Annotated in this window: 20 protein-coding genes; 15 read left to right on the top strand and 5 right to left on the bottom strand. The window is 52.6% G+C overall.

Annotated features, from left to right (window positions below):
* Window positions 1-15: 15 nt before the first annotated feature.
* The 3 genes from AB1I67_RS19710 to AB1I67_RS19700 are packed head-to-tail and all read right to left on the bottom strand — an operon-like array spanning window position 16 to window position 2,567.
* Window positions 16-858, bottom strand: a complete 843-nt coding sequence (locus tag AB1I67_RS19710; protein WP_367031854.1) for a metallophosphoesterase — start codon at window positions 856-858, stop codon at window positions 16-18.
* A gap of 40 nt (window positions 859-898) precedes the next feature.
* Window positions 899-2,119: a winged helix DNA-binding domain-containing protein gene (locus AB1I67_RS19705; protein ID WP_367031853.1), complete on the bottom strand. Its 1,221-nt coding sequence runs from the start codon at window positions 2,117-2,119 to the stop codon at window positions 899-901.
* Between the two features lie 13 nt (window positions 2,120-2,132).
* The gene (locus AB1I67_RS19700; RefSeq protein WP_367031851.1) at window positions 2,133-2,567 is read right to left on the bottom strand and encodes a PTS glucose transporter subunit IIA; all 435 of its coding nucleotides are present in this window, start codon (window positions 2,565-2,567) and stop codon (window positions 2,133-2,135) included.
* A 209-nt stretch (window positions 2,568-2,776) separates the two neighbouring features.
* Between AB1I67_RS19700 and AB1I67_RS19695 the strand changes: the two genes are divergently transcribed.
* The 4 genes from AB1I67_RS19695 (at window position 2,777) to argH (ending at window position 9,290) form a co-directional block, all read left to right on the top strand.
* The gene (locus AB1I67_RS19695; protein WP_367031849.1) at window positions 2,777-4,381 is read left to right on the top strand and encodes an amidohydrolase; all 1,605 of its coding nucleotides are present in this window, start codon (window positions 2,777-2,779) and stop codon (window positions 4,379-4,381) included.
* Window positions 4,382-4,498: 117 nt separating this feature from the next.
* The gene (locus tag AB1I67_RS19690; RefSeq protein WP_367031847.1) at window positions 4,499-4,930 is read left to right on the top strand and encodes a GtrA family protein; all 432 of its coding nucleotides are present in this window, start codon (window positions 4,499-4,501) and stop codon (window positions 4,928-4,930) included.
* Between the two features lie 16 nt (window positions 4,931-4,946).
* A complete protein-coding gene (locus AB1I67_RS19685) occupies window positions 4,947-7,859 on the top strand; it encodes a YfhO family protein (protein WP_367031846.1) in 2,913 nt (970 codons plus the stop codon).
* 60 nt (window positions 7,860-7,919) lie between these two features.
* Window positions 7,920-9,290 (top strand): argininosuccinate lyase, encoded by a 1,371-nt coding sequence (gene argH / locus AB1I67_RS19680; protein ID WP_367031845.1) that lies wholly within the window; start codon window positions 7,920-7,922, stop codon window positions 9,288-9,290.
* A 71-nt stretch (window positions 9,291-9,361) separates the two neighbouring features.
* Here the strand turns inward: argH and AB1I67_RS19675 are convergent, their stop codons facing one another.
* Together AB1I67_RS19675 and AB1I67_RS19670 are read right to left on the bottom strand one after the other, a co-directional pair.
* Entirely contained in the window at window positions 9,362-10,105 is a 744-nt protein-coding gene (locus tag AB1I67_RS19675) for a 3D domain-containing protein (RefSeq protein WP_367031844.1), read from the bottom strand.
* Between the two features lie 233 nt (window positions 10,106-10,338).
* A complete protein-coding gene (locus tag AB1I67_RS19670) occupies window positions 10,339-10,887 on the bottom strand; it encodes a 3D domain-containing protein (protein ID WP_367031843.1) in 549 nt (182 codons plus the stop codon).
* Window positions 10,888-11,107: 220 nt separating this feature from the next.
* Here AB1I67_RS19670 and hrcA point away from each other — a divergent pair, with 220 nt between their 5' ends.
* The 11 genes from hrcA to AB1I67_RS19615 all read left to right on the top strand — a co-directional run bounded on the left by hrcA (window position 11,108) and on the right by AB1I67_RS19615 (window position 23,506).
* A complete protein-coding gene (gene hrcA, locus AB1I67_RS19665) occupies window positions 11,108-12,145 on the top strand; it encodes a heat-inducible transcriptional repressor HrcA (protein ID WP_367031841.1) in 1,038 nt (345 codons plus the stop codon).
* A 6-nt stretch (window positions 12,146-12,151) separates the two neighbouring features.
* Window positions 12,152-12,769: a nucleotide exchange factor GrpE gene (gene grpE, locus AB1I67_RS19660; protein ID WP_367031840.1), complete on the top strand. Its 618-nt coding sequence runs from the start codon at window positions 12,152-12,154 to the stop codon at window positions 12,767-12,769.
* A gap of 77 nt (window positions 12,770-12,846) precedes the next feature.
* Window positions 12,847-14,724 (top strand): molecular chaperone DnaK, encoded by a 1,878-nt coding sequence (gene dnaK, locus AB1I67_RS19655; RefSeq protein ID WP_367031838.1) that lies wholly within the window; start codon window positions 12,847-12,849, stop codon window positions 14,722-14,724.
* A 134-nt stretch (window positions 14,725-14,858) separates the two neighbouring features.
* Window positions 14,859-16,004 carry a molecular chaperone DnaJ gene (gene dnaJ, locus AB1I67_RS19650; RefSeq protein WP_367031836.1) on the top strand — a complete coding sequence of 382 codons (1,146 nt, stop codon included), beginning with the start codon at window positions 14,859-14,861 and terminating at the stop codon, window positions 16,002-16,004.
* Window positions 16,005-16,175: 171 nt separating this feature from the next.
* Window positions 16,176-17,288, top strand: coding sequence for an ROK family transcriptional regulator (locus AB1I67_RS19645; RefSeq protein WP_367031835.1), 1,113 nt, complete (start codon window positions 16,176-16,178; stop codon window positions 17,286-17,288).
* Window positions 17,289-17,523: 235 nt separating this feature from the next.
* The gene (locus AB1I67_RS19640) at window positions 17,524-18,555 is read left to right on the top strand and encodes a sugar ABC transporter substrate-binding protein (RefSeq protein ID WP_367031834.1); all 1,032 of its coding nucleotides are present in this window, start codon (window positions 17,524-17,526) and stop codon (window positions 18,553-18,555) included.
* Window positions 18,556-18,585: 30 nt separating this feature from the next.
* Window positions 18,586-20,085: a sugar ABC transporter ATP-binding protein gene (locus AB1I67_RS19635; protein WP_367031832.1), complete on the top strand. Its 1,500-nt coding sequence runs from the start codon at window positions 18,586-18,588 to the stop codon at window positions 20,083-20,085.
* Entirely contained in the window at window positions 20,085-21,035 is a 951-nt protein-coding gene (locus AB1I67_RS19630; protein ID WP_367031830.1) for an ABC transporter permease, read from the top strand. Before AB1I67_RS19635 ends, AB1I67_RS19630 begins: the two co-directional genes overlap by 1 nt.
* Window positions 21,036-21,116: 81 nt before the next feature.
* Entirely contained in the window at window positions 21,117-22,142 is a 1,026-nt protein-coding gene (locus AB1I67_RS19625; protein ID WP_367031829.1) for an alcohol dehydrogenase catalytic domain-containing protein, read from the top strand.
* Window positions 22,143-22,146: 4 nt separating this feature from the next.
* Window positions 22,147-22,545: a VOC family protein gene (locus AB1I67_RS19620; protein WP_367031828.1), complete on the top strand. Its 399-nt coding sequence runs from the start codon at window positions 22,147-22,149 to the stop codon at window positions 22,543-22,545.
* Between the two features lies 1 nt (window position 22,546).
* Complete coding sequence (locus AB1I67_RS19615; protein WP_367031827.1) at window positions 22,547-23,506, top strand: carbohydrate kinase; 960 nt, start codon at window positions 22,547-22,549, stop codon at window positions 23,504-23,506.
* The last annotated feature ends 313 nt before the right edge of the window (window positions 23,507-23,819 follow it).

Raw genomic sequence — 23,819 nt, 5'->3', positions numbered from 1 at the left:
CAGGCGGCCTGCTGCTCATTCTCCGGCCTGCCGGAACTGGATCTCCACGATCTCCGGTATATTGAACAGGCGGAAGGGGTATTTGGTCACGCCGATCCCGCTGCTGGTGTACATATTTATAGATGAATCAGTTCCGATCTCTCCGGCGTCATAGAAGCCTTTTATAAAGGCCCCGGAGCCGGGCGGTACGATCTTTGCAGTGAGAAAGGGGATACTGACCTGTCCGCCGTGGGTGTGGCCGGACAGCATAAAATTGTCACTGTGGCTTTTGATGGACTGGGCGATCACCGGCTCATGGGCCACGATGATGTTAAATAAGTCGCTTTTTACTGTATAAAGGGATGGATCGGTCCAGCCCATCAGATAGTCATCATATCCGATCACTTTGATTCCGTAGTCGTCCAGTGTGCGGCTCTCGTCGTCCAACACCTCAAACCCACAGGCAGTCATCAGATCTTCATAGATGCGGACGGCGCCGCCACCATAATCGTGATTGCCCCAGACCGCGTATTTACCCGCGTTTGCTTTCATGCGGCCCAGTTCCTTCTTTAACAGGTCAAGGTCGAGCGTTTCTCTGTCACGGGCATAATTGTCCAGCAGGTCGCCGCCGAAGATCACGATATCCGGATTCAGGGCGTTGATCTTATCTGCGATCTTTGCGGCGTGTTCTTCGCCATACAGCTTTCCAAAATGGGTGTCTGTGAAGAAAACAGCTTTGCAGCTGCTTATGGGTTTTTCAGTTTCAACCGTGTAAGATCTGACGGTCAGCAGTTCCGGTTCGATATACCGCGCATAGCCTGTGATGCAGGCAGAGGCGATCAGGAGGAACAGGAAGGTGCGGCATATCTTTTTCAGCATTCTTTGTTCTCCATTCTATGCAATATACTTTCATTTATTATTAACCTGTATGGATCTGAAATCCGGATAGTTCAGTTTGGCGGAAAGCGGCATATTCTTCGGCAAGCATGCCAAGCCTGTGCTTATCTGCTTTTGTGTGGGATTGTACCCAAAGCTTTACGGTAATATCCATGCCCATGCCCTTCTTCCGGCTGTTCCAGATTCCGATGATCTCTCCCCGGTATACAATTGCCCCCGGATTGGACACCAGCCTCCAGATCTGCTTGTGAAGGTTTTTTTCCGGCTGAAGGATGATCCGGTCTCTCTGATCAAGAAAGGGATCGTGACCGCCGAGAAGCAGCAGTTCCCGGTCGAAAGAAGCGGGAGTAAACAATCTTTCCCGGTCCTCGGACAGGATAAAAGCCTTTTTCCCGAAGACAGTTACCGGTTCCATCTCCTGGGAGACTGTTTTCCACATACGCCGTCCCTGTTTGCCGGAACAGCCAAGCCAGCTTGTGAACCCGTCAACTGTTGCAGGACCGTAGCAGTGCAGGTATTTCCGGACAAGCTTTTTAACAGCATCCATATGGATGGCAGGATCGATGCCGGCGCCGGAGGCCGCTGCGTGTCCGGTCCAGCTTTTGTAAGAGGTGAAGGACGGGCTGATGCCGTCCCGTTCTCCAAAGACAACCAGCTGGCAGAACGCGCATGGCCTGAGCAGGAAGGATACCACAGCGCCGCCCACAGTCTGTATGTCAGGACTGCCATACATGGATGGCTGATTCCACAGCCCGCGTTTGGCAGCGGGCAGCAGAGGGAGCATCCACCCGGCGATCGTCTGATCCAGAGCACTTTTGCTGATGATCAGGGTGTCGTCAAGCTTTGGCATGACCTGCATTTGCAGATCCAGCAATTCCTCAAATGTCATCTGAAGCAAATCAAGCGCCAGGGCAATCCCCCGCGTATAGATCCAGGGCTCCCCGTCCGCAGGAATCAGTGAAGATAAAAAAATATCGCTCTCAGAGGCCGGGAACACGACGGGAATCCCACGTATGCTCCAGGCCTGCAAAAGCGACCTGTCTTTACAAAGAAACTGCTCCATGTCCAGTGTGCTGCAGCCTGGGATACGGCTGTGAAGCGCTGTCTCCCAGGCGCCGGGCGGCGTATTCTGCAGTCCGCAGGCGCCGGCAGCCCGGAAAATGTCTGATTTTTTATAAGCTGCATCCAGATGATGGGAATGCAGCCGGAAGCTTCTGATCTGATCGATACCCGGTCCTGCCATAAGTGTTCCTTTCCTACCAGGTGGCGACGATGGTCTCCCCGGCAACTGCATCCATGCCTGTCTGGTAGCTGATGGCAGGAAGCTCAGGATTGTCCAGGACAACCAGGATCACATCGGCACAGAGCCCCATGGATTCAATGTATTCTTTATCAAATGTGATCAGTTTATCGCCCGCCTTGACCTTCTGTCCCATGCTGACATGGGAGGTAAGGCCTTTTCCATTCAGGGATACGGTGTCCAGGCCAATATGGATCAGCAGGTCGAAGCCAGGTCCGGCCTTAATACTCACAGCGTGGTTGGAACCGTCCATCGTAACGCTGATCTCGCCATTCACCGGCGATACAACGGTGCCGTTAATGGGATGGACCGCGATACCATTGCCGAGCATACAGGAGGAAAATACATCGTCCTTTACTTCAGAGACCGGGATGACTTTTCCGCTGGCCATGGCTCTTAATTCCCGTACGGTATTTTTTTTAAGAAATTCAAACATATTAGGTTACCCTTCTTTTCTGATGTGTAGTGCTTTCTGTTCTCCATACATTTTAGCACAATGGAAGGGACGTTACAAGGCGGCGTTGACAAAAATGCGGAGATCTGGGTATACTGGGATCAGAGTGACCGGTAACTGATGGACGAATTGCAGTGGAGGGAATTATGCAGAAATTATATTATGGCGGAGATATTGTTACCATGGTGCGGGAAGAGGATGCGCCGGAGGCGGTGCTCACCGAAGACGGGCAGATCCGGTTTGTGGGCAGCTTAAAGGAGGCCAGGGCACTGTGCGGCGCGGATGCGGAGCTGATAGATTTAAAGGGGAGAACGCTTATGCCGTCTTTTATTGACGGTCACAGCCACATCTCCATGTACTCCCGTTTTTCCGCGTTCCCGGACGTTTCGGACTGCACGTCCTTTTCAGAGATCCAGGAGGCTTTAAAGGCATATCTCAAGGAACATAAGCTGACCGGGGCGGACGTCCTGATCGCAGTTGGGTATGACCACAATTTCCTGAAGGAAGGAGTCCATCCCACACGGGATATCCTGGATGCGGTGTCAAATGAGATTCCGATCTATCTGTATCATTCCTCCGGGCATATGGGAGTTGCGAACACGCCGCTTCTTCGTATTTCAGGTCTGACGGATGAGACAAAGGACCCGAAGGGCGGGCGTTATGGAAGATACGAGGACGGACGGCTGAATGGTTATGCGGAGGAGCTGGCAGCGTTCGGCCCGCTTTTGATGACCGCATTTTCCAGGGTGCAGGCGGATTCCGTGGAGCAGATGAGGCGGGTGCAGGATATTTATCTGAAATACGGGATCACTACGGTACAGGACGGGGGAACAAGCCGCCAGGTTTTTGAGGAAATGCTTGAAATGGCGGGGCAGAATGTTTTTCGGTTGGACGTGGTGTCGTATCTGATGTTTAACGAGGAGCCGGAAATGCTTATGGCAGAGCATCCGGAGCTGTTTTTACAATATTGGAATCATTTAAAGGTGGATGGGGCGAAGATTTTTCTGGACGGATCGCCCCAGGGCAAATCGGCATGGCTGACCCGGCCCTATGAAGGGGAGGAAAGCTACTGCGGGTATCCGACTCAGGAAGATGATGCGGTGGTGGCGGCCGCCCGGTGCGCACTCAGGCACGGTTACCAGCTTTTGGCCCATGCCAACGGAGACGCGGCTTCCGGTCAGTATATCCGGTGCTACAAAAAGGCCCTGGAGCAGGAACTGGATTCCGGGAGGGATCTCCGGCCTGTGATGATCCATTGCCAGACGGTCCGCGACGACCAGCTGGAGGAGATGAAGCGTATCGGCATGATTCCGTCGATCTTTGTGGCGCATACCTATTATTGGGGAGATGTACATTTAAAGAACCTGGGTCCGGAGCGCGGATCTCATATCAGCCCGGCGAAGGCGGCAGCGGATCTTGGACTCCGGTATAATTTCCACCAGGACTGTCCGGTACTGCCTCCGGACATGATGCGGACCGTGTGGTGTGCAGTGAACCGCCTGACCAGAAGCGGCGTAAAGATTGGGGTGGATCAGTGTTTGAGCGTGTATGAAGCGCTGAAGGGCATTACCATAAACGCAGCGTATGCCTATCACGAGGAGGACCGGAAAGGGACTTTAGAGGCGGGAAAACTTGCCGACATGGTGATCCTGGAGAAAAATCCTTTGACAGCAGGAAAAATGGAGCTGAAGGATATTGCAGTGGCGGAGACCATAAAGGAAGGGAATGTGTTGTATCGGCTTCAGAGGTAGACTGGCCCCTCCTTCTCCTCTGCCAGCAAACTCCCCCGCGCTGAACTGTTACTCAACCTTTACTTTTTGCGGTTCCTGCCCTATAATACAATAGACTATGTATAGGGAGAATAAGTGATGATAGAACGATTGTGGAAGAAATTTGTGAACCGTGAGACGATTTCCTATCTGATATTCGGTGTGCTGACCACATTGGTGGACTGGATCAGCTACTGGTATATGAGACAGTTGGGGATCGATTACCGGATCGCCACGGCGGGGTCCTGGGCGGCGGCAGTGCTGTTTGCATTTGTCACCAACAAGCTTTTTGTGTTTAACAGCTGGGATCTGCACCCAAAAAAGGTGTGGCAGGAATTTGTACCGTTTGTCATATGCAGGGCAGCTACCGGTGTGTTCACCATGGTGGCGATGATCGTGATGGTGGACGGGCTGGGGATCAAGCAGGATTTTATCTGTAAAGTGGTCGTATCTGCGATCTCGCTGGTACTCAATTACCTGTTCAGCAAGCTTTTCATATTTAAAAAGGAAAAGGAAACAAAGGTATCGTAAGCAAGGAGAGCCGGATATGTATAACGGAGAGATCACCCGGATTACGAAAGAATTAGAGGACTTACTAATGACAGAAGAAATAAAAGACAAAGAGACAAAAGCCCAGGACGATCCTGTAGAAGGGCTTTTGGCGGAGATGGAATCGGCGGTGACAGATATTGAGGGACAAGCTGTCCGGTCGGAGGATACGCTGCTGCGGGGAGACGATGCAGAGCGGAGCAGGACCGGACTGCTGCCGGATGCCGCGAAAGATGCAGCTGAGCCTCTGACGGATGCAGAACCGTGCGAGAATGATCGTGGTGAGGAAATTCCCGGCAGGAAGAACCCGGCCCGCAGGATCAGGCAGGCGAAGATGCATGGATGGCCCGGTGCGAAAGTCTTCAGAGGCAGGACGGACGGGCGTGGAAGCAGATTTTCAGGCTGGAGCCTTGTGCGGCCTTATGACGGACTGGCGGCGGCATTTATCGTGCCGGTCATTATCATGCTGATCATATTTGCCCAGCGCGGGATCTTTCCGTTTGGAGAGGAATCCTTTCTGCGGACAGACATGTATCATCAGTATGCGCCGTTTTTCTCGGAGTTTCAGAATAAACTGACTCACGGCGGCAGCCTGCTTTACAGCTGGGATGTGGGAATGGGTGTGAACTTTTCTGCATTGTACGCCTACTATCTGGCAAGCCCGCTCAACTGGCTTTTGGTGCTGTGCCCGAAAAATCTGGTCATTGAGTTTATGACCTATATGATCGTGTTAAAGATCGGCCTGTCCGGGCTTTCCATGGCGTACTATCTGCGCAGGCACTGTAAGACCTGTGATTTTGGTATCGCCTTTTTCGGCATTTTCTACGCGCTTTCGGGATATATGGCGGCTTACAGCTGGAACATCATGTGGCTGGACTGTATCATCCTGTTCCCGCTGATCGTTCTTGGCCTGGAGCGGCTGGTGAAAGACGGAAAAGGGATGCTTTACTGCCTTGCCCTGGGGATGTCGATCCTGTCCAACTACTATATTTCCATCATGACCTGCATTTTCATGGTGATGTATTTCATTGCGCTGCTGATCCTGGACGGTCGTATGACATGGGAGAAATTCGTCGGGCGGAGTTTTCAGTTTGCGCTGTATTCCCTGCTGGCGGGAGGTCTGGCGGCGGTGGTCCTCATACCAGAGATCTACGCCCTGCAGATGACGGCGTCGGCGGATTCCACCTTCCCGAAAACCTTTACCCAGTATTTCCCCATATTTGACATGATCGCGCGCCATATCGGCAATGTGGAGACGGAGATCGGGCTGGATCACTGGCCCAATATCTACTGCGGCGTGGCGGTGCTTATGTTTTTCCCGCTGTACCTGGCGAACCGGAAGATATCTGCAAAGGAAAAGGCGGTGTACTGTATCCTGCTGCTGTTCTTCATGGCGAGTTTTTCCTTCAATGTGATGAACTTTTTGTGGCACGGCTTCCATTTTCCCAACAGCCTGCCCTGCCGCCAGTCCTACATCTATATATTCCTGGTGCTCCTGGTGTGTTACCGGGCATATATGCATCTGCGTGAGACGCCCTGGCATCATGTGACGCTGTCGTTTGCGGCGGCGGTGGTCTTTGTTTTGCTGGCGCAGAAGCTGGTGACGGAGGAACATTTCCACTTTATCGTGTTCTATGTGGCGATCCTGTTCCTTGCGCTGTATCTGGCAGCCATTGCCCTGTACCGGAAGGGGCCGAAATTTGCTAATGGGGCGGTTTTATTTGCGCTGGCGGTGGTCTCCATCGAGTCTGCGGTGAATACCACGGTGACCAGCGTGACGACCACCAGCCGCACTGCTTACACAGCGGACAATGAGGCTGTGGAACGTCTGGTGGGCTCCCTGCTGCCCAATGAGACATTTTACCGGGTGGAAAAGGTGACGCGCAAGACGAAAAATGACGGTGCATGGATGCATTTCCCGTCGGTATCGCTGTTCTCCTCCACGGCAAATGCGGATCTTTCTAAATTGTTTAAGCGGCTTGGCTGCGAAAGCTCCACCAATGCCTACAGCATCACGGGGAGCACGCCGCTCATCGATGCATTGTTTGCTGTCAAATACGCGCTTTTTTCTGAGGAGCCGGATCCTTCGGGCATCCGGGAGTTTTTAGCCCAGGAGGAAGAAATCTTACTGTACCAGAATAAATACGCTCTGCCGCTTGGATTTTTTGTGGCTCCGGATTTTGAAGAGCGCTGGGATTTGGAGACCGGCAATCCGGCAGATGTACAGAACAGCCTGACAGACAGCCTGGAGACGGAACATGTGATGAGCATGGTGCTGGATGCGCGGGCGGATGGGAAGAAGCTTACGTTCTACCCGGAGGTAAGCGGAGAGTACTACGCCTATGTGGGCAATAAAAAGATCGAGAAGGTGACGGTCAACACCTGGAAGGGCACAAAGACCTGGAATAATGTGGACCGCGGTTACCTTTTGGAGCTGGGCTACTGTACCGCAGGCGAGGAAGTGAGCCTGACAGCTGAAAACACGGAAGAATCCATGTGGGCGGACGTCTACCGGTTCTCGGAGGAAGGCCTGGCGGCAGTATATGACAAGCTGTCAGAGACGCCATGGAAGCTGAGCAACTGGACAGGCGATACTTATTTGAAGGGGACGATCGCATGTCAGGAAAACGGCATGATGATGACGACCATTCCTTATGACAAGGGGTGGAAGATCCTGGTGGACGGAGTGGAGCAGCCGGCGGCGAAGATGCTTGATTCCTTCATCGGCGTAAGGCTGACGCCGGGAAGCCACACGGTGGAGATGAGTTACCGGCCGGAGGGCCTGAACCTGGGCTGGATGATCTCGGCAGGGAGCACGGTGATGCTGCTGTTCATTGCCCTGGGAGGACGTTACTGGAGGAAATACCGCGGCGAGATCCAGGATTCAGAGATGGAGACAAGGGGACTGTGAGGATACTGAACAGTTATGAGACAAAATAGTTTATGATTCCAGAAAGAGGAGAGAAGCATTATGAAATTATGGGGCGGACGATTTACAAAGGAAGAAAACCAGCTGGTACACAATTTTAATGAATCCCTGTCATTTGACCAGAAGTTTTACCGCCAGGACATCCAGGGCAGCATTGCCCATGTGACCATGCTGGCGAAGCAGGGCATCGTATCGGAGGAGGACGAAAGAACTATTATCGGCGGCTTAAACGGGATCCTTCAGGATATTGAATCCGGCAAACTGACATTTTCAAAGGAGCATGAAGATATCCATTCCTTTGTGGAAGCGAATCTGATCGAAAGGGTCGGGGAGGCGGGCAAACGCCTTCACACAGGGCGCAGCCGCAATGACCAGGTGGCTCTGGACATGAAGCTGTACTGCCGGGATGAGATCGAGGAGATCGACGGTCTGGTAAAAGAACTTTTGCGCGAGCTTTTAAATATCATGGAGGAGCATGTAGATACCTTCATGCCGGGCTTTACCCATCTCCAAAAGGCCCAGCCGGTGACGCTGGCGCATCATATGGGGGCATATTTCGAGATGTTTTCCAGGGACCGCAGCCGGCTGCATGACATCCGGGAGAGGATGAACTACTGTCCGCTTGGTTCCGGGGCGCTGGCGGGGACAACCTATCCGCTGGACCGGGATTACACGGCAGAGCTGCTGGGCTTTTATGGCCCTACCTTAAACAGCATGGATTCTGTTTCAGACCGGGATTATGTGATCGAGCTTCTGTCGGCTCTCTCCACCATCGCCATGCATTTGAGCCGGTTCAGTGAGGAGATCATCATCTGGAACAGCAATGAATATCGTTTTGTGGAGCTGGATGACGCTTACAGCACGGGCAGCAGTATCATGCCGCAGAAGAAGAACCCGGATATCGCGGAGCTGGTACGGGGCAAGACAGGGCGTGTTTACGGGGCGCTGATGGCGATCCTGACCACCATGAAGGGGATCCCGCTGGCTTACGACAAGGATATGCAGGAGGACAAGGAGCTGACCTTTGACGCCATCGATACGGTCAAAGGGAGCCTGGCGCTGTTTACCGGGATGATCGCCACCATGACCTTCAACAAAGCGGTGATGGAAAGGAGTGCGAAAAACGGCTTTACCAACGCCACGGATGCGGCGGATTATCTGGTGAATCATGGCGTGCCTTTCCGGGATGCCCATGGGATCGTAGGGCAGCTGGTGCTCTACTGCATTGATAAGGGGATTGCCCTGGACGATATGTCCTTAGAGGAGTTTAAAGCCATCAACCCGGTGTTTGAGCAGGATATCTACCAGGCCATCAGCATGGAGACCTGCGTGGAGAAACGGATGACGATCGGCGCGCCCGGACAGGAGGCCATGCGGAAGGTGATCGAGATCTACCGGGAACAGATAGAATAAAGAATAAAACGGAGCACAGGATACCGGATATGCCGGCGGCCTGTGCTCCGTTTTTGCAGTCATCTGCACGTCTAGTTGGTCAATAAAAATACTTCTTCTGAACGGGAACCATGCTGACGGGTCTGGGAATGGCTGTCAAAGAAGATATCGATATGGTTGCCTTTGACGCCGCCTCCACGGTCCTCTGCGGTGTATACCACGCCGCCGATCATCACCCTGCTGCCGTAGGGGATCACCCGTGGGTCCACAGCGATGGTATGTCCGGAACGTGCGGTTGCGCCGGTGGAAGTGCGCCGTCCCCAGCCTTCTGAGCACTGGTAGCAGGGGCAGTAGCCCGTGGTGCGGAACATGCCCAGAGAACGCATACCTGCAGTGGACACCGGTGCAGCCTGGCTGGATGTGTCTGCTGCAGCTTTTGCCGCTCCTTTTACATAGGTCCTGCTGTTGCCAAATTCGCGGGAGTCTGTCCAGCCTTCGATCAGATAGGTGCCGTCCGGCAGGGAATCCCAGTCCATATTGATACGGAATCCATGCTTTCCGTTTCCGATCCCGTTGTCTTTTAAATCAGACCGGTAAACTGCCGCGGTCGGATGGAAATCGCCAACCAGTTCGTTGGTATCTTTATTCACTACGGTTACACGGACCGGAACTGCTGTGTTGGGCGTGGAAGGGTCCCATCCCCATCCGACGATGGTGCCGCCTTCAAATTCATCAAAGTAACCGGACTGCTGCCCTGCATATGTGGTCATGGCGCTGCCCAGCAGCATGGTTATCATCAGTATCAGAGTTGCAAAAAGTGTTTTGTTTTTCATCATATTTTTTGTCCTTTCTTTCAACAAAATTGTTACTGTGCAAAAAATCAACAAAACATTCACACATTCTAAATATATGTAACAATTTCGTAATATATGAGCGACAAGTCCCTATTTTACATTATTTTTCCAATTTGTCAAGAAAAAATCGTAAAAAAGAGCAGATACACTATATATAGTATCTGCTCTCTCAATATATTGTAGTTATTAAAAAAACGCAAATTAGAAAGATAGCGCTACGGCTCAACTGAGAAAACTTCCTGAGTCTTCATCCCGTGAGCTACGGCAGCATCATGATTGTCGTAATAGATGTCGAGCCAATTGCCCTTTACGCTGGAGCCCATATCCTCCACCGTGTAGATGACGTCACCGATCATCAGCCGGGTCCCGATCGGAAAGACTGACAGATCTGCGGAGACAGTGTGATTGGCTTTCGGTACGGTTCCGGAGTAAGTAAGGCTGTGGCCGCCGGAGCACTCAGAACAATTGCAGTAGCCGGTAGTCGTAAACATCCCCAGCGAAGCTCCTTTTGAACCGGATTCCTTCGGTGCGGCCTCAGGCTGCCTGGAAACAGCGCCCACGTCAGAGGCTTCGCCGGTGCCGCAGGTGATGACCTGTGACTGTGCGTCAGCATCCTCATCAGCGGACTTTCCAGTTGTTACGATGGTAACGCCGATGTCTGAACCCGGGCCGCTTTCGGCTGCCCATACAGGCAGGCTAAGGGATAAAATGCATATTAAAGTCAGAAATAATCGAAACGTGTTATGGAAATCTCTTTTGTTCATATGTTACCTCTCAATCATTTTTTAGGGGGTACCAATTTCCATTATATTACAAAAATGTTAAATGTCAAGAAAGGAACGTAATATGTGTCTCTTAATATAGAAAAAGAAAAGTTTTTTTTAAAAAGTCTTGACAAAACGGATGCAGTAAAGTATATTAATCACAGAATGTTAGCACTCCTCAACAACGAGTGCTAACAAAACCAGAAACGGAGGTCGCCGAATGGAACTGGATGATAGAAAAGTTACAATATTAAAAGCCATCATCAAGACATACCTGGAGACAGGTGAACCGGTTGGGTCCAGGACCATATCCAAGTATACGGACTTAAAGCTGAGTTCCGCGACCATCCGCAATGAGATGTCTGATCTGGAGGAGCTGGGCTACATCCTACAGCCTCATACCTCTGCTGGACGGATCCCATCTGATCAGGGATACCGGTTCTATGTAGATCAGATCATGCAGGAGAAAGAGCAGGAAGTGACTGAGGTCAAGGAGCTGATGATCCAGCGGGTGGACCGGGTAGAGCTGGTACTGAAAAAGCTGGCACAGCTTCTGGCGAACAACACCAATTATGCAGCCATGATCAGCGGTCCCCAGTATCATCACAACAAGCTGAAATTCATCCAGCTGTCCCAGATGGATGAGAGAAAGCTTTTGGTAGTCATTGTGGTAGAAGGGAATCTGATCAAGAATACCATGATGGATGTGCCGGATGAAATCACCCGGGAGGAACTGCTCAATCTGAATATCCTGCTGAACAGCGCGCTCAACGGGCTGACCATTGCGGAAATCAATCTGGATGTCATCAGCCGTTTAAAGGAACAGGCCGGGCCGCACAGCCATGTGGTAGACCTGGTGCTCAATGCGGTGGCGGCAGCCATTCGGGCGGATGACGAGGACCTGCAGATATATACCAGCGGAGCCACTAATATTTTCAAATACCCGGAGCTGAGCGATGGGGAAAAGGCCAGTCAGCTGCTCAGTACCCTCGAACAGAAGGAGATGCTCCAGGAGCTGATCGACGATGTGAATGCATCGGAGGAAAATACCGGGATCCAGGTGTATATCGGGGATGAGACACCGCTTCAGACCATGAAGGACTGCAGCGTGGTGACAGCCAACTACGAGCTGGGCGAGGGAATCCGGGGTACGATCGGTATCATCGGTCCCAAGCGCATGGATTACGAAAAGGTGCTTTCCACCTTAAAGAATCTCATGAAGCAGTTGGATGCCACGTTTAAAAATGAAGAAAGGTGATAGACCATGAGCCAGGACAATAAGAAAGACACGAGCGCCTGCCGGCAGGAGGCAGAAGATATAGACACCACGGAAGCAAATCCAGCCGGTCAGGAGGCAGCAGAGCCTGCTGGTGAAGGCATGGCGGGAAACCAGGAGGAGCAAAACGGACGGGAGGACAGCAGTCACAAGGATGACAGGAAGAAGGACCCGAAGGATGCGCAGATCGAGGAATTGCAGGACCGCCTGAAACGCCAGATGGCAGAGTTTGATAATTTCCGTAAACGCACGGAAAAGGAAAAGACCGCTATGTATGAGATCGGAGCCAGGGATATGATTGAGAAGATCCTCCCGGTGCTGGACAATTTCGAGCGGGGTCTGGCAGTCATGCCGCAGGGCGAGAAGTCAAGCGCCTTTGCGGAAGGCGTAGAAAAAATCTATAAGCAGTTTGTGAAAACGCTGGAAGATGCCGGTGTGGAAGCAATTGAAGCTGTGGGCCAGCAGTTTGACCCGAACCTGCACAATGCAGTGATGCATGTGGAGGATGAGAAATACGGAGAGAATGAGATCTCCATGGAGATGCAGAAAGGTTACAAGTACCGCGGGACAGTCGTCCGGCATAGCATGGTGCAGGTAGCAAATTGACATTGAGCACTTGGCAACTATGAGCTTAGTCGAGTGGAACACGCAGCGGCAAACAACAAATTTAGGAGGAGAAAACTATGAGCAAGATTATTGGTATTGACTTAGGAACAACCAACAGCTGTGTAGCTGTTATGGAAGGCGGAAAGCCGGTAGTGATCCCGAACCAGGAAGGTTCCCGCACTACCCCGTCTGTGGTGGCATTCACCAAGACCGGTGAGAGACTGGTCGGCGAACCCGCAAAGCGTCAGGCAGTGACCAACGCAGACCGCACCATTTCTTCCATCAAGAGACATATGGGCACCGATTACAAGGCAACCATCGACGGCAAGAGCTATACCCCGCAGGAGATTTCCGCGATGATCCTTCAGAAGCTGAAAGCAGATGCAGAAGCTTACCTGGGCGAAAAGGTAACCGAGGCAGTTATCACCGTTCCGGCATATTTCAACGACGCGCAGCGTCAGGCAACCAAGGATGCCGGCAAGATCGCGGGCCTGGATGTAAAACGTATCATCAACGAGCCGACCGCAGCTGCACTGGCATACGGCCTGGACAATGAAAAAGAGCAGAAGATCATGGTATACGACTTGGGCGGAGGTACCTTTGATGTATCCTTGATCGAGATCGGCGACGGCGTGATCGAAGTATTATCCACCAACGGCGACACCCGTCTGGGCGGCGACGACTTTGATAACCGTATCACCCAGTGGCTGGTAGATGAGTTTAAGAAAGCCGAGGGTGTAGACCTTTCCGGAGATAAGATGGCAATGCAGAGACTGAAAGAGGCGGCTGAGAAGGCGAAGAAGGAAGTATCCACAGCTACCACCACCAACATCAACCTGCCGTTCATCACTGCAACCTCTGAAGGCCCGAAGCATCTGGATATGAACCTGACCAGAGCGAAATTTGACGAGCTGACCCATGACCTGGTTGAGAAGACCGCGATCCCGGTGCAGAATTCCTTAAAGGACGGCGGAGTGACCACAGCGGAGCTTGGCAAGGTGCTGTTAGTCGGCGGTTCCACCCGTATGCTGGCTGCACAGGAGAAAGTAAAACAGCTGACCGGCAAAGAGCCGAACAAGTCCTTAAACCCGGATGAGTGCGTAGCGATCGGAGCGGCGATCCAGGGCGGCAAGCTGGCAGGCGACGAGGGCGCAGGCGATATCCTGCTTTTGGATGTAACCCCGCTGTCTCTGTCCATCGAGACCATGGGCGGCATCGCTACCAGACTGATCGAGAGAAATACCACGATCCCGACCAAGAAGAGCCAGATCTTCTCTACCGCAGCTGACAACCAGACTGCAGTGGATATCCATGTGGTACAGGGCGAGCGCGAGTTTGCCCGCGACAATAAGACCCTCGGCCAGTTCCGTCTGGACGGAATCCCGCCGGCACGCAGAGGCGTTCCGCAGATCGAGGTTACCTTCGATATCGATGCCAACGGCATCGTGAATGTATCCGCAAAGGATCTGGGAACCGGCAAAGAGCAGCATATCACCATCACCTCCGGATCCAATATGTCTGATGCAGACATTGACAAAGCAGTGAGGGAAGCAGCTGAGTTCGAGGCTCAGGATAAGAAGAAAAAAGAAGGCATCGATGCCAGAAATGACGCGGATGCGATCGTATTCCAGACAGAGAAGGCTTTAGAAGAGGTTGGCGATAAGATCGATGCCAACGACAAGGCTGCCGTTGAGTCTGACTTAAATGCACTGAAGGAAGCCATCAACCGTGCTCCGATCGATTCCATGACCGACGCACAGGTAGAAGATATCAAGGCAGGCAAGGAGAAGCTGATGGCAAGCGCGCAGGCTCTGTTCGCAAAGGTATATGAGGCGGCTCAGGGTGCGGCAGGCGCTCAGGGCGCAGGTCCTGACATGGGCGGCGCAGCAGGTGCTGGCAGCGCTTCTGGCGCGGCAGGCGACGACGTCATCGACGGAGACTTTAAAGAGGTATAAAATACTCAGAGGAAAGCCCAGCCGGGCTTTCCAGCATACAGCAGCGAAAGGCTGGCGCAATCTGGAGGGCTGGTTGACAGCCCTCTTAAGAGAGCGACAGCCGTTTCGGTGTATATAAAAGAAAGGGAACTATCATGGCAGAGAGTAAGAGAGATTATTATGAAGTCTTAGGCGTTCCGAAAAATGCGGATGACGCTGCCCTCAAAAAAGCATACCGTACCCTTGCCAAGAAATATCACCCGGACAGCAACCCGGGCGATGCGGAGGCAGAGCGCAAGTTTAAGGAGGCATCGGAGGCATACAGCGTCTTAAGTGACCCGGACAAGAGACGACAGTATGATCAGTTCGGCCACGCTGCCTTTGAGGGAGGAGCCGGCGGAGGCGCCGGTGGATTTGGTGGTTTTGATTTCAACAGTGCGGATATGGGAGATATTTTCGGAGATATCTTCGGAGATATCTTTGGCGGCGGCAGAAGCCGCTCCAGCCAGTACAATGGTCCCATGCGCGGAGCCAATGTAAAGACCTCCATCCGTCTCACCTTTGAGGAAGCGGTATTTGGCTGTGAAAAGGAGATCGAGATCAACTTCAAGGAGGAGTGCGGGAAGTGTCACGGAACCGGTGCAAAACCGGGCACCTCTCCGGAAACCTGCCCGAAATGTAACGGCAAGGGCAAGATCATGTATACCCAGCAGTCCTTCTTTGGCCAGGTCCAGAATGTCCAGACCTGTCCCGAGTGCGGCGGTAAAGGCAAGATCATCCGTGAAAAATGTCCGGACTGCTACGGCACAGGTTATGTGACGCGGAAAAAGAAATTCAAGGTTACGATCCCGGCAGGCATCGACAATGGTCTCAGCGTGCGCTGTGCCGGAGGCGGCGAGCCGGGCGTGAACGGCGGCGAGCGCGGCGACCTTTTAGTAGAGGCAGTAGTGTCCCAGCATCCTGTTTTCAAGCGTCAGGATACCAGCATCTTCTCTACAGTACCGATCTCATTTGCGACCGCAGCTCTCGGCGCGCCGATCCGGATCAAGACGGTGGACGGCGAGGTGGAGTATGAGGTCAAGGCCGGAACCCAGACTGATACCAAAGTGCGTCTGCGCGGCAAGGGCGTACCGTCCCTCCGGAACCGCAATGTCCGCGGCGACCACTATGTGACCCTGGTAGTCCAGGTACCGGAGCGCATGAACGAGGCACAGAAGGAAGCGCTGCGCAATTTTGATGCAGTGATGCGCGGTGAAACACCGGAAGGCGAGAAGCCTAAGAAAAAAGGTTTGTTTAAATAAAGGGATATCTGAATAGAGAAAGGATGCAGCCGGACGGTCAGGAATACCTGGTGTCCGGCTGTATTTTATAGGCTTAGATAGAAAAACTGTTTCTTCAAAAAAATAGCTTGTAATTAAACGGTTTCTGGTCTATGATAAGTTTAATAAAAACTTTTATCAATGGTGGTAAATATGAAGAGGACAGGAAACAGCAGGGAGAACAGCAAGGCGCAGATCGTGCGTTATATTCAGGAAAATGGCAACGCCTCCAAGGTGGAGATCTCGAAAGTCCTCAATCTGAGTATGCCAACCGTACTTCAGAACACAAAAGAACTGTTGGAGCAGGGGATTGTGGAGGAGGCCGGCGAATACGAATCCACAGGCGGGAGAAAAGCCAAATCCCTTGTAATACACGGCGATGCCGCATATGCTCTGGGGCTGGATATCACTGCGAACCATATCAGCCTGGTGTTTGTGAACCTGGTGGGAGAAGTTCTAAACAGCCAGAGGAAGCGTAAGACGTTCCAGAACAGTCCGGATTATTACCGGGAGCTGGCGACAGAGCTGGATGACTTTTGCGCGGTCAGCCGGGTATCTTCGGAGCGGATCCTGGGGATCGGTATCTCCCTTCCGGGAATTGTGGACAATCAGAATAAGGTCCTGTTAAAATCCCATGCTCTGAAACTGGAGAATGTCAGTCTCAGGATCATGGAGCAGTTGATGCCGTTTCCGGCGTATTTTGAAAACGATGCCAACGCCGCCATGGTGGCGGAGAAAAATCATTTAAAGGAGGATGCGGTCTATCTCTCCTTAAGCAACACGGTGGGCGGCGCCATCTGCATGAACGGATCTCTGTTCCGCGGAAACAGCCAGAAGGCAGGCGAGTTCGGCCATATGATCATCGTTCCCGGTGGCAGACCCTGTTATTGCGGCAAGAAGGGTTGTGCCGACGCCTATTGCTCGCCGCTGGTCCTGACCTCCGCTACAGGAGACACCCTGGAGAGCTTTATGGAACGGGTAAACCGCCGTGAGTCACAGGCGCTTTCTGTATGGGAAGAATATCTGGACTATCTGGCCATAGTGATCACCAATCTTCGCATGGCTTATGATACCAATATCATACTGGGCGGTTATGTGGGCGGATATATGGAAGGCCATATGTTTGAACTTGGAAAAAAGGTATTGGCCTATAATCTGTTTGACAGCGATGTCAGTTATTTAAAGAATTGCATTTATAAAAAAGAGGGATCGGCTGTGGGAGCCGCCTGGCATTTTATTGATAAGTTTGTAGGACAGTTGAGATAGAACATAAAACAGCAAAAATAGTATAGAAATGTCTGTATTGGAGGTTTGAAAACAATACGGACATTTTTTTGTGCAAATCATCTAAAAAAGAAAAGTATCTTTGTGAAAACCAGACAAGATGTCAAAAAGTGTCTTGACACTGCTTATGAAGTGTGCTAATATCAACATCACAGAACACTTTAATAAAAAGATTTATAAAAGTATTTAACAAATCAAGAAAGCGGAGGGTGATCACATGAAAAAAAGTCTGGCAGTATTATGTTTGAGCGGGGTATTGGCGGTGTCGGCACTGAGCGGGTGTTCCTACGGACCGGAACCGGCGGGGGCGGCAGGCGCCCAGACAGAGCGGAAAGGAGCAGAGGACGGCAGCATCCGGATCGGGGTCACGGTCCAGAGCCTCAGCAACCAGGTATGGGCAGGCGCCTGCTCCACCATGCAGGAGTTGGCAAAGGCGGAGGGCAACGAACTGACCTACATGTCCTGCGAGGACAATTCGGCGAAGCAGATCGAGCAGATCGAAAACTATATCAGCAGCGGCTGCGACGTGATCATGGTGAATCCATCAGATCCCAACGCAATCGAGACGGTCTGCGCCGGAGCGCGGGACGCGGGGATCAAGGTGATGTGCTGGGACAATGAGATGGAGAACACAGATTTAAACTGGATCATCGACAACGAAGCGCTGGGGTATATGATCGGTGAGCAGGCGTCCCTCTTCATAAAGGAGAAGTTCCCGGACGGGGTATGTGATGTGGCGGTCCTGGATTACCCCCAGACCCAGATCCTTTTAGAGCGTGAGAACGGGATTCTGGCTGCCTTAAAGGAACTGGCACCAGACGCGAAGGTAGTGGCCCAGCAGCCGGCCATAGATGCAAACGAAGGACTGGCGGCCATGGAGACGATCCTCCAGGCAAACCCGGATACCAGGGTAGTCTGCTGCATCGGCGGAGGCGGAGCGGTGGGAGCTAACGAAGCGTTTAAGGCCAATGGGGAGATCACAGATGATATTGGCATCTTCGCGGCTGACGCCACCAACGAGGAGTTGTCCGCCATGGTAAACGGGGAGGCCAACCGGATGTCCGTGATCATCACCGGCACACCGAAGAAGATCGGGGAGACCGTATATAACATGCTGGCAAAGCTTGGCACGGCAGAGGGTTTTACGGAAGCCGATTTATCCGAGGGAGAGACCATGGAGGGCAAGAACGTATATCGAAACATTTTCCCGGTGACCATGGAGAATGTCAATGAATTCTATTCCAAATAATCCGGCAGAACCACAGAATGGAGGGGAAACATGGGACAGGAAGAATATGTATTAGAGCTAAACGGCATCGTGAAGAAATATCCCGGCGTCACTGCCCTAAACGGGGTCAGCCTGAAGGTGAGGCCGGGTGAGATCCACGCGCTGATCGGAGAGAACGGGGCAGGGAAATCCACGCTGATCAAGACCTGCAGCGGCGCGGTGGTTCCCACCGAGGGAGAGATCGTGGTAAATGGTAAACGGTTTAAAGCCATGACGCCGAAGCTTGCCGCGGAGAACGGGATCGCCATTATCTACCAGGAATTTAACAATGTGGGGGAGCTGTCTGTGGCAGAGAATATCTTTCTAGGCAGAGCCATCCGGAACGGGATCGTCATCGACCGGAAGCGCATGGAGGAGGAGTCCCGCAAGGTATTCGAGCAGCTTAACATCAGGATCGATCCCAGGGCCATGGTCAAAGATCTGACGGTAGGTTACCAGCAGATGGTTGAGATCGCCAAGGCGATCCAGCAGAATGCCAATATCCTGATCATGGATGAACCCTCCGCGCCCCTCACGAAAGCGGAGGTGGAGAGCATGATGAAGATCGTGGAGAAGCTGAAAGCCGACGGGGTTTCCATCATCTACATATCCCATCGCTTAGACGAGATCTTCCGCCTGTCGGACCGGATCACGGTGCTGCGGGACGGGGAGTACGTGACGACCCTGATCACGAAGGATTCCTGCGTGGATGAGCTGGTGGCCCTGATGGTGGGCAGAGAACTGACGGAGACTTATCCCAAGCGGAAGAATTGCATTCAGGATGAGATCGTGATGGAGTTTCAGGACGTCACGGGTAATGGAGATAAGGATATATCCTTTTCTGTGCGGAAAGGGGAGATCCTGGGAGTAGGGGGACTGGTGGGAGCCGGAAGGACCGAACTGGCTCAGATGATGTTCGGAGCCGCCCGCGTGAAAAAGGGAAAGATCCTTTTTAAGGGCAGGGAGATCCGCCCCAAAAGCCCCAGAGAAGCCATTGGCCTGGGGATCACCCTGGTGCCGGAGGACCGGAAGCAGCAGGGCGCGCTGTTGGAGATGGATATCAAGACCAACATCAATATGCCGATCTTTAAGCGGATATCAAAAGGCACCGTGGTAAACCGCAGGGAGGAAGAACGGATCGCTGAAAAGTACCGGGCCGACCTAAGGATCAAAACGCCCACCGTGAAACAGCTTGTGAAAAATCTGAGCGGCGGAAACCAGCAGAAGGTGATCCTGGGCAAATGGATGGCGGCTAATTCGGAGTTCATCATTTTTGATGAGCCCACCAGAGGCATCGATATTGGAGCAAAGTACGAGATCTACAAGCTGATGAACGAGATGGTGGAGAGCGGAAAGACCATTTTCCTGATCTCCTCTGAGATGGAGGAGCTGATGGGCATGTCGGACCGGATCATTGTCCTGTCGGAGGGCAGGATCACAGGGGAGCTTGGCAAGTCCGAGTTTAAGCAGGAAACGATTATGGCGTTTGCGTCGAAAGTGGAGGGAGTGTAATGGATAGAGCAGTTCGTTTTTTGAAAGAGAGAGCCATTTATGTAGTAATGATCGCATTGTTTTTGTTTTTTACCATATCGACCGATACCTTCTGCACCATGAAGAACCTGCTGAACATAGCCAGGCAGGTGGCGGTGCTGGGGATCGCGTCGGTGGGCATGACCATGGTGATCCTGACCGGGGGGATCGATCTTTCCACCGGCTCGGTCATTACCTTTGTTAATATCATCGCGGCGTTTTTCATGGTCAAGCTGGGGATGAACATGTGGGCGGCCATCCTGATCGCCATGATGGCAAGCACACTGATCGGATTCTTAAACGGCGTCATCATCGCAAACTTAAAGATGCCGGCTCTGATCGTGACCTTCGCCACGCAGACGATCTTTGAGGGCCTGGCCTACATAATCTGCGGCGGTATCCCGATCTTCGGGTTCTCCAAAGCCTTTTCCTTTATCGGCCAGGGATATATGAGCGTGATCCCGTTTCCGGTCATCCTGCTTGTGATCGCATTCCTGATCGGCGCGTTTATACTGGTGAAATCCTATTTTGGCAGATATATCTATGCGGTGGGAGGCAACGAGGAGGCGGCGGAGCTGTCCGGCATCCGGGTAAAGAATATCAAATACATGGTTTACGCCCTGTCCGGGTTATTTGCGGGTATTGCCGGTATCGTCATGCTGTCCAGGACCAACTCCGGGCAGCCGACGGCAGGCAAGGGGTATGAGTTCGATGTGATCACAGCAGTCGTACTGGGCGGCGTCAGCGTTACCGGAGGTTCCGGGAAGATATCCAATGTGTTTGCCGGCGTGCTGATCATCGGCTTTTTGAGCAACGGCATGGTGCTCATGGATGTCAGCTCCTATGCCCAGATGGTGGTGAAGGGCGTGATCCTGATGCTGGCGGTGGGCTTCGACTGCTATCAGAAGCTGAACCGGACCCAGAAAGCATAACGGGAGGCAGGATACCTGCCTGTGTTTCAGAAAAGACAAGGTAAACCAATTGGACAATTTAAAAATAAGGAGGATATGACTATGTTGCAGCAGGTTATGACAAAACCAGGTGAGATTATGTTTCAGGAGGTTCCGGTGCCGGAGGTGAAAGCCGGGCAGGTTCTGGTCAAGATCATGAATATCGGCATCTGTGGTTCCGATATCCATGTGTATCACGGGGAGCACCCGTTTACCTCTTACCCGGTCACACAGGGGCACGAGGTGTCAGGCCAGATCACGGCTGTGGGAGAAGGCGTGGAGGATTTAAAGGTGGGACAGAAGGTGACCATAGAGCCGCAGGTGTATTGCGGGAACTGCCATCCGTGCCGTCATGGGAAATACAATCTCTGCGAGGAGCTGAAGGTGATGGGGTTCCAGACCACCGGTACCGCGTCGGAGTATTTCGCCGTAGACGCTTCTAAGGTGACGCCGATCCCAGAGGAGATGTCCTTTGAGGAGGGCGCGATGATCGAGCCCCTTGCCGTAGCCGTACATGGGGTAAAGCAGGTGGGAAATGTAGCTGGCATGAATATTGCGGTCATCGGCGCCGGTCCGATCGGCAACCTGGTGGCACAGGCGGCGAAGGGCATGGGAGCGGCGAAAGTCATGATCACCGATGTCAGTGATCTGCGGCTGGAAAAAGCGAAGGAATGTGGAATCGACGCGTGCGTTAACACCAGGAACACCGATTTTGGAGAGGCCATGACGGAGGCGTTCGGGCCTGACAAGGCGGATGTGATCTACGACTGCGCCGGGAATAATATTACCATGGGCCAGGCCATCAAGTACGCAAGAAAAGGCAGCATTATCGTCCTGGTGGCTGTGTTCGCAGGTATGGCCCAGGTGGATCTGGCGGTTGCCAACGATCATGAGCTGGATATCAAGAGTACGATGATGTACCGTCACGACGACTATGTGGATGCGATCCGCCTGGTCAATGAAGGGCGTGTGCATTTGCGGCCCCTGATCTCCAATGCATTCGCGTTCCGTGATTACAAAAAAGCGTATGAGTATATCGACGATAACCGGGAAACCACCATGAAGGTTCTGATCAACGTACAGGAGTGAGAATATGGAACTAAAAAAACAGATTTTGGGACTTGCTCATGTGGGGATACCCACCAATGATCTGGGAAAAACCGTGGATTTTTATAAGGCCCTTGGGTTTGAGGTGATTCTAAAGACCCCCAATGAGGAAGCAGGGGAGGACGTTGCATTTTTGCAGATGGGCAATTATTGCATAGAGACCTTTGAAAACGGTGCTGCGGCAATGGCGGACGGCGCATACCAGCATGTAGCCCTGGAGGTGGCGGACATCGACACCATGTACGGATACATAAAAGAAAACGGATACACGTGCCTGACACCCGGGATCATGTTTCTGCCGTTCTGGGAGCATGGGGTAAGATTTTTTATGATCCAGGGGCCAAACAGGGAGCGGATTGAGTTCTGCCAGAAGCTGGAGGCATAGAATGGAAAAAAGATTTGATGTGATCGGACTTGGCGAACTGCTGATCGATTTTACCGACGCGGGAAAAAGCGCCGGAGGCCAGAGGCTGTTTGAACAGAATCCGGGCGGTGCGCCGGCCAATCTTTTGACGGCGGTCAGTCATATGGGAGGCAGGACTGCTTTTATCGGGAAGGTGGGCGCCGATATGCACGGACAATTCCTGAAAGAGACGCTGGAGGGGGAGGGGATCGATACCTCGGGCCTGATCCTGGACCGGGAGGTCTTCACGACCCTGGCGTTTGTGGGGATCGGGAAAAACGGAGAGCGGGAATTTGCCTTCGCCAGAAAGCCGGGGGCGGACACCATGCTGAAGCCGGAGGAGCTGAAACCGGAATTGCTTAAGTCAGCGTCAGTATTCCATATCGGTTCTCTTTCCCTGACGGACGAACCCTCCAGATCCGCCACCTATGAGGCGGTTCGCATTGCAAAAAGCGGAGGAGCCGTTATATCCTATGATCCCAACTACCGGGAGTCACTCTGGCGGGGCAGGGATGCGGCTGTATCGGAGATGTTTAAGATGGTGACACACGCGGATATGATGAAAGTTTCTGATGAGGAGAGCTTTCTGCTTACCGGCCTGGGTGATTACCGGAAGGCTGCGCAAAAGCTGTTAACAAAGGGGCCGGCTCTGGTGGCAGTGACCCTGGGAGGTGACGGCGTCTATGTGGCGTCGCGTACAGGCTGCGTGCAGGTGCCGGGCTTTCAGGTGGATGCGGTCGATACCACCGGGGCGGGGGATTCCTTCTGGGGAGGATTTCTGAGCCGGTATATAACCTGTAAAAAACGTCCGGAAGAACTTGATAAGGATGATCTGACCCGGTTTGCCCGGTTCGGCAATGCGGTTGCCGCCCTCTGCGTACAGAAGCGCGGCGGGATCCCGGCGATCCCGACAGAGCGGGAAGTGGAGAGAATGCTGGGATGACGGTCAGGGGCTGATACCCGACAAAGGTTGATACCTGCCGGAGCGGATACCCGCTGGGGCTGACACCCGCTGGGGCTGACACCCGCTGGGGCTGATACCCGCCGGAGGTACATAAAAAGAAGCACTGCATGTTAGCATACATACAGTGCTTCTTTTGGTTGCAACCCTAATTTTTAAGGTCTTTTGAAAATGGTCTCGCTCCTTGACGGATAACGCGGCGGGTGTGATAGAGTGTAATGCATCAAGGGATTTCGAAAAAGTTTCATGTTTTCTTTTCTTGATATGTTTTTTGCCTTGTTTTCTGTCGCGGAAC

This window comes from Clostridium sp. AN503 (assembly GCF_040719375.1).
Classification (GTDB): domain Bacteria; phylum Bacillota; class Clostridia; order Lachnospirales; family Lachnospiraceae; genus Brotaphodocola.
Note: the sequence above shows the minus strand (reverse complement) of the source record. Positions and strands in the feature narration are given on the sequence as shown.

Excerpts from the sequence above, each read along its gene's own strand:
- AB1I67_RS19710 (WP_367031854.1), bottom strand. The coding sequence starts at position 858 with ATGCTGAAAAAGATATGCCGCACCTTCCTGTTCCTCCTGATCGCCTCT.
- AB1I67_RS19705 (WP_367031853.1), bottom strand. The coding sequence starts at position 2,119 with ATGGCAGGACCGGGTATCGATCAGATCAGAAGCTTCCGGCTGCATTCC.
- AB1I67_RS19700 (WP_367031851.1), bottom strand. The coding sequence starts at position 2,567 with ATGGCCAGCGGAAAAGTCATCCCGGTCTCTGAAGTAAAGGACGATGTA.
- AB1I67_RS19695 (WP_367031849.1), top strand. The coding sequence starts at position 2,777 with ATGCAGAAATTATATTATGGCGGAGATATTGTTACCATGGTGCGGGAA.
- AB1I67_RS19690 (WP_367031847.1), top strand. The coding sequence starts at position 4,499 with ATGATAGAACGATTGTGGAAGAAATTTGTGAACCGTGAGACGATTTCC.
- AB1I67_RS19685 (WP_367031846.1), top strand. The coding sequence starts at position 4,947 with ATGTATAACGGAGAGATCACCCGGATTACGAAAGAATTAGAGGACTTA.
- argH (WP_367031845.1), top strand. The coding sequence starts at position 7,920 with ATGAAATTATGGGGCGGACGATTTACAAAGGAAGAAAACCAGCTGGTA.
- AB1I67_RS19675 (WP_367031844.1), bottom strand. The coding sequence starts at position 10,105 with ATGATGAAAAACAAAACACTTTTTGCAACTCTGATACTGATGATAACC.
- AB1I67_RS19670 (WP_367031843.1), bottom strand. The coding sequence starts at position 10,887 with ATGAACAAAAGAGATTTCCATAACACGTTTCGATTATTTCTGACTTTA.
- hrcA (WP_367031841.1), top strand. The coding sequence starts at position 11,108 with ATGGAACTGGATGATAGAAAAGTTACAATATTAAAAGCCATCATCAAG.
- grpE (WP_367031840.1), top strand. The coding sequence starts at position 12,152 with ATGAGCCAGGACAATAAGAAAGACACGAGCGCCTGCCGGCAGGAGGCA.
- dnaK (WP_367031838.1), top strand. The coding sequence starts at position 12,847 with ATGAGCAAGATTATTGGTATTGACTTAGGAACAACCAACAGCTGTGTA.
- dnaJ (WP_367031836.1), top strand. The coding sequence starts at position 14,859 with ATGGCAGAGAGTAAGAGAGATTATTATGAAGTCTTAGGCGTTCCGAAA.
- AB1I67_RS19645 (WP_367031835.1), top strand. The coding sequence starts at position 16,176 with ATGAAGAGGACAGGAAACAGCAGGGAGAACAGCAAGGCGCAGATCGTG.
- AB1I67_RS19640 (WP_367031834.1), top strand. The coding sequence starts at position 17,524 with ATGAAAAAAAGTCTGGCAGTATTATGTTTGAGCGGGGTATTGGCGGTG.
- AB1I67_RS19635 (WP_367031832.1), top strand. The coding sequence starts at position 18,586 with ATGGGACAGGAAGAATATGTATTAGAGCTAAACGGCATCGTGAAGAAA.
- AB1I67_RS19630 (WP_367031830.1), top strand. The coding sequence starts at position 20,085 with ATGGATAGAGCAGTTCGTTTTTTGAAAGAGAGAGCCATTTATGTAGTA.
- AB1I67_RS19625 (WP_367031829.1), top strand. The coding sequence starts at position 21,117 with ATGTTGCAGCAGGTTATGACAAAACCAGGTGAGATTATGTTTCAGGAG.
- AB1I67_RS19620 (WP_367031828.1), top strand. The coding sequence starts at position 22,147 with ATGGAACTAAAAAAACAGATTTTGGGACTTGCTCATGTGGGGATACCC.
- AB1I67_RS19615 (WP_367031827.1), top strand. The coding sequence starts at position 22,547 with ATGGAAAAAAGATTTGATGTGATCGGACTTGGCGAACTGCTGATCGAT.